We start from the raw sequence: 4,998 nt of genomic DNA, 5'->3' as shown, positions 1-4,998 counted from the left end.
TGCGACTTTTTGTAAAGCATCGCGCTGTTCTCGTGCCAGAGTCAATTCTTCCTTCACTAGAGCCAGCTCCTCCATCACCGTATCATGAGTCTCGCTAACGATCTTTTCTTGCTTTTCCCCGGCGAACCTTGCCACATAACCTAAAACAGGCAAGGCAATGCCTTGAAAGATGCTTTGTATTACGTATTGCACCCATTCTACAAGAGTATTCGGACGCTGGAAGAAAAGCGGCACAATCACAAGCCCAAGAATGATATAGAAGCAGACCATTGTAGAAAGTCAAAAGGCCAGTTTGTTGCCAAGCCATGCATTAAAGCGCTTCATTATTCATCACTCCGTATCTTAATAAGAATTACTATTTTGTACATTCGAAGAAAGAAAATTTGCGTCCTGCTCTGTTTGTTTCGTTTGTTAAATGGATTTATATTAATCTTTTTTATTGCGTTCAAGTGACTTAATAAATAGAATCACAGCATTGATGAGAAGATATATAGCTGCAAATTTCCAAATTGCTTGCTCAACAGGTAGAATCTCAGCCTTATAAATAAACGGCCTAATCACTACATAGATAAAAGTATGGTATAAGATTAAAAAGTGCATCCACTTAAGGAATGATCTCCAACTTTTTACTGTGATTCCGGCTACAACAACAAGGATTGTCAAACCAAAGAAGCTAAATAAAAGTCCTGTTAAAAATCCTGTCAATGCATTAATCATTTTAATTGTAAAAAAATGTCACTTCCTTCCACATATAATGTACTACTATTATTATTATGTTAAAAAGGGACAAGCTGTTTGTGCATGTGTACCTTACAAAAAAATATCATACGTGCTTAGTGTAGAATCTCTGCGTTTTGTCGGCAGGAGCGCATAAAAAAGCACCTGAAAAACTGCCTGATTTTTTGTACCATTGTTTATATATGAAACATGATTAATTCAACTGGTTTAGGAGAGTTCAAAAAATGGATATTCGACAACTTAATTATTTTGTGGAAGTGGCAAAACAAAAGAGTTTTACAAAAGCATCGCAAACTTTGCTTGTCTCTCAACCATCCATCAGCAAGATGATAAAAAGCCTTGAAGATGAATTGAGGGTTATTTTGTTAGATCGTTCGGAGAGGAAAATTGAACTTACTGATGCAGGGGTACTAGTTTATGAACAAGCCTTAAAAATTTTGCAGTCGGTGGAAGATGTATATTCTTCTGTTAACGAGCTGGTTCATGTAAAAAAAGGAATCGTGAAAATGGGATTAATGCCTACTATAGGCGTATTGCTTTTTCCTAATATTCTTGCTGGGTTTAAGAAGGAATACCCGCAAATTGAGATTCAGATGGTCGAATACAGTGCGAAACAGTTAGAGCTTAAGGTAGAACAAGGGGATATGGATTTAGGGGTCACTGTGCTGCCGGTTAACTCCGAGCTTTTTGGAACGGTCCCTTTGTTATCTGAAGAGCTGGTTATCATCGTAGATAGTGAACACTGGCTAGTCGGAAGAGAGTCAGTCCGTTTATCCGATTTAAAAAATGAATCATTTATCCTTTTTACAGAAGATTACATCCTTCATGATGTGGTCAGGCGGGCATGTTTGCAGTCAGGGTTTGAACCAAAAGTTGCTTATATGAGTTCTCTGTGGGATTTAGTCGGTGAGATGGTAGCGACACAGTTGGGAATTTCGTTGATTCCCAAGTCGATGGTGAGCAGATTTAATAATCGGACAGTGCATGCGATTTCAATTTCCTATCCACACATCGATTGGGAGTTAGCGCTAATTTACAAAAAAAATAAATATCTTTCTTATGCGGCTCGGGAGTTTATCAAGTATATCCAGGCAAACAATTCTTGCAAAACCAGTCTATAACTTTTTTGCATAGTTTTTATAAATTATATATATTTTACGAATTGAACAGAGACCGTTTAGAATGATGTATAAATCATCATTCTTATTCGGAGGTGGCTTCGTTGAAAAAGTGGATACAGGCTTTGCCGCAAATCGCTATTATCATTTTCTTTACTTGGCTCGGTAAATCGCTCGTTTACTTCTTCCACTTAAATATCCCTGGAAGCTTAATTGGTTTAGGACTATTGTTTTTGAGCCTTCAGTTGGGCTGGATTCAATTAAATTGGGTGGAAGCAGGAACGACACTACTCTTTTCGGAGATGTTGTTATTCTTTGTTCCTACGGTAGTGGGAATGATGAAATATCCTTGGCTGATTGGAATAAAAGGGCTTTTTATATTATTTATTGTCTTTAGCGGTACAGCTCTGGTGATGATATCAACAGGAGTTGTCTCCGAAAGATTTTTGAAGCCAGAGGAGGTGAAACAGCGTGATGCTGCTTAAATCATTTAGTTTTATCATCACGCTGGTCATTTACTGGTACACGAAAAAAATGAATCAGCGAAAATCCGGCTTGTTATTTTCACCCATTGTTCTAACCCCGCTCGCAATGATCGTTTTGCTCATTATCATTAAACTTCCGTATGAGGATTATGCTAAAGTAACATATCCGCTGAATGAAATGTTAAACGTGGTTACGGTTGCGTTTGCCATTCCCCTTTATCGAAACTGGTCTATCCTAGCAGCAAACTGGCGCATCATTTTATTCAGTCTAGCTGTAGGTTCACTTGTAGCTGTCGTCGCTGGAGTGTTAACTACCTACTGGCTCGGATTGGGGAGCATTTCTGTAATTAGTGTTATTCCTCGCTCAATTACTACACCGATAGCTGTAAACTTGTCCGAGTCGATTGGAGGGATCCCTGCACTGACTGCAGTTTTTGTCATGATGACCAGTTTTGCCGGGGTTTACTTAGGACCTAAAATTATAAAACTCTTTTCTATCCAGCATCCTCTGGTGATCGGCATGATGTACGGAATGGGGGCACATGCACTTGGAACCGTTAAGGCGTTTGAAATTGGAGATGTAGAGGGATCTTCTTCCAGTCTAGCTAATATCGTGGGTGCGATAATCACAGTAGTCTGGGCATTTACATTGACACCAGTCATCAAAGCATGGATGTTATAGGACAAGAAGCGAGAGTGTGGACTTTTAAACTTTTCATTCGAGGGTATACGAACAAGGTATACTCTCTGCGCTTATCTCCTTTACCTCTTTATCTGTAAAGATATGAAAGCGGACAGCTTCCCGATGCTCGTTAAGGTATTTCTCAAAGTAGCGGTGTTAAGATGAATTATTTAACACGAACAAATCCTTATGTAGTACGGATTTTCATCATTCGTATGGCGCATAGGGGACTCGAACCCCTGACCTCTACGCTGCCAGCGTGGGGAATACATTCTCCTATAGTATTCTAAAGTGTCTAGAAGTGCCTTTATATCAAGCTTTTAAGGGAATTGTAGGTAATAAAATGATTTATAGTTTTCGATAGTGCGTGACCAAATTGTGACCAGATTGCAACCAATATTTTGTGATGAATGTATGCTTGCTTTTTATAGAACAGTAAGATTTTGAGATGTGATGGTATGCCAAATACTGAAAAAATAACCTCCTTTGGTTAGCAGCCGAGGGGGTTATTTTTTTGAGGAGTAACAGTTGAACGGATAATACCTATTACCCGAACAGATGTTGACATGTTGAATGGGTAACACGGGGAATTCTGGTAAGGTGTTTCGGATTAATCGGACTGAACCGTACCATAAGTAAAGGCGAAAATTAGAGGGTGGCGGTTCACTGGTAACGGCAAACCAAAGCCTTAACCCTTGTAAGAAGCTGGGTTAAGACTTTGGTTTTTGTGTGTTCCTAGGCCTTGTGGACGAACTTCTCACCTTTTCTCAGCTTTTACATAACTTATAATTATCGTATAATAGTAGATATTTTAATCTATAAATAATTGTAATACACTATGATATGGTTATAATTGAGATAGAAAAGGTGTGTGGCTAGGTCGCGCCTTGGCTTGGTGTGACGTCTAAGCAGAAGCGCCAACATCCTTTCTGCGAATTTTAGGGGGATAAGGAAGGTAAAAATGAGCAGCAGAGAAACTAAAATAGACGTTATCTTAATTGGTGCCGGAATCATGAGTGCGACTTTGGGGACACTTCTGAAAGAATTAGTACCGGACTGGAAAATTACAGTATTTGAGAAGCTCTCAAACGCAGGAGAGGAAAGCACTAACGAATGGAATAATGCGGGAACGGGGCATGCGGCACTGTGCGAGCTTAACTACACAGTCGAAAAACCGGATGGATCTGTAGATATTAGCAAAGCTATTAAAATTAATGAACAGTTTCAGGTTTCAATGCAGTTTTGGTCTCATCTTGTAAACAGCAAGCTGATACGTAATCCGCAGGACTTTATCATGCCATTGCCTCATATGAGTATGGTACAAGGGGAACAAAATGTAACGTTTTTAAAGAAACGTTTTGAAGCGCTGTCAAACAATCCCCTATTCCAAGGGATGGAATTTTCCGATGATCCGGAAAAACTGATGGAATGGATTCCGCTTATTATGCAAGGCCGCGCATCGAATGAACCTATAGCGGCAACAAAAATCGACTCTGGAACTGATGTCAACTTTGGCGCTTTAACGCGCATGTTGTTTGACCACTTAGAGAGTAAAAATGTCGATATAAACTACAAACATAGTGTTAATGATATTAAACGTACTAGTGACGGCTTGTGGGAATTGAAAGTGCGGAATCTCGATAGCGGTACTGTCGAACGCCATACTGCAAAATTCGTCTTTATCGGAGGCGGGGGAGGAAGCCTGCATTTACTGCAAAAATCCGGTATTCCTGAAGGAAAACATATTGGAGGATTCCCGGTAAGCGGAATATTTATGGTGTGTAATAATCCGGATGTTGTAGCGCAGCATCATGCAAAAGTATACGGCAAAGCTAAGGTTGGTGCTCCTCCAATGTCTGTTCCGCATCTTGACACACGATTTATCGACAATAAAAAATCGTTGCTATTTGGACCGTTTGCCGGCTTCTCACCAAAGTTTTTAAAAACCGGTTCAATGTTTGATTTGGTAACTTCC

Annotated in this window: 5 protein-coding genes; 4 read left to right on the top strand and 1 reads right to left on the bottom strand. The window is 39.6% G+C overall.

Annotation, left to right across the window (positions count from 1 at the left end; translation table 11 throughout):
* The coding region (locus tag H540_RS33895; protein ID WP_211241939.1) for a hypothetical protein at positions 1-270 on the bottom strand (270 nt) is incomplete at its 3' end.
* Positions 271-962: 692 nt separating this feature from the next.
* On the opposite strand from H540_RS33895, the gene H540_RS0127295 reads away from it, so the two are divergent.
* The 4 genes from H540_RS0127295 to H540_RS0127280 form a co-directional block, all read left to right on the top strand.
* Positions 963-1,859: a LysR family transcriptional regulator gene (locus tag H540_RS0127295; protein ID WP_028403268.1), complete on the top strand. Its 897-nt coding sequence runs from the start codon at positions 963-965 to the stop codon at positions 1,857-1,859.
* A gap of 101 nt (positions 1,860-1,960) precedes the next feature.
* Positions 1,961-2,341: a CidA/LrgA family protein gene (locus H540_RS0127290; RefSeq protein WP_028403267.1), complete on the top strand. Its 381-nt coding sequence runs from the start codon at positions 1,961-1,963 to the stop codon at positions 2,339-2,341.
* On the top strand, positions 2,331-3,023 hold the full coding sequence (locus H540_RS0127285) for an LrgB family protein (RefSeq protein ID WP_028403266.1): 693 nt from the start codon (positions 2,331-2,333) through the stop codon (positions 3,021-3,023). The genes H540_RS0127290 and H540_RS0127285 overlap by 11 nt, the downstream gene beginning before the upstream one ends.
* Positions 3,024-3,984: 961 nt before the next feature.
* The coding region (locus H540_RS0127280) for a malate:quinone oxidoreductase (RefSeq protein ID WP_028403265.1) at positions 3,985-4,998 on the top strand (1,014 nt) is incomplete at its 3' end.

It is taken from the genome of Ectobacillus panaciterrae DSM 19096, from assembly GCF_000430785.1.
Lineage (GTDB): Bacteria > Bacillota > Bacilli > Bacillales > Bacillaceae_G > Ectobacillus > Ectobacillus panaciterrae.
This window is presented reverse-complemented; position numbering and strand designations above follow the sequence as displayed.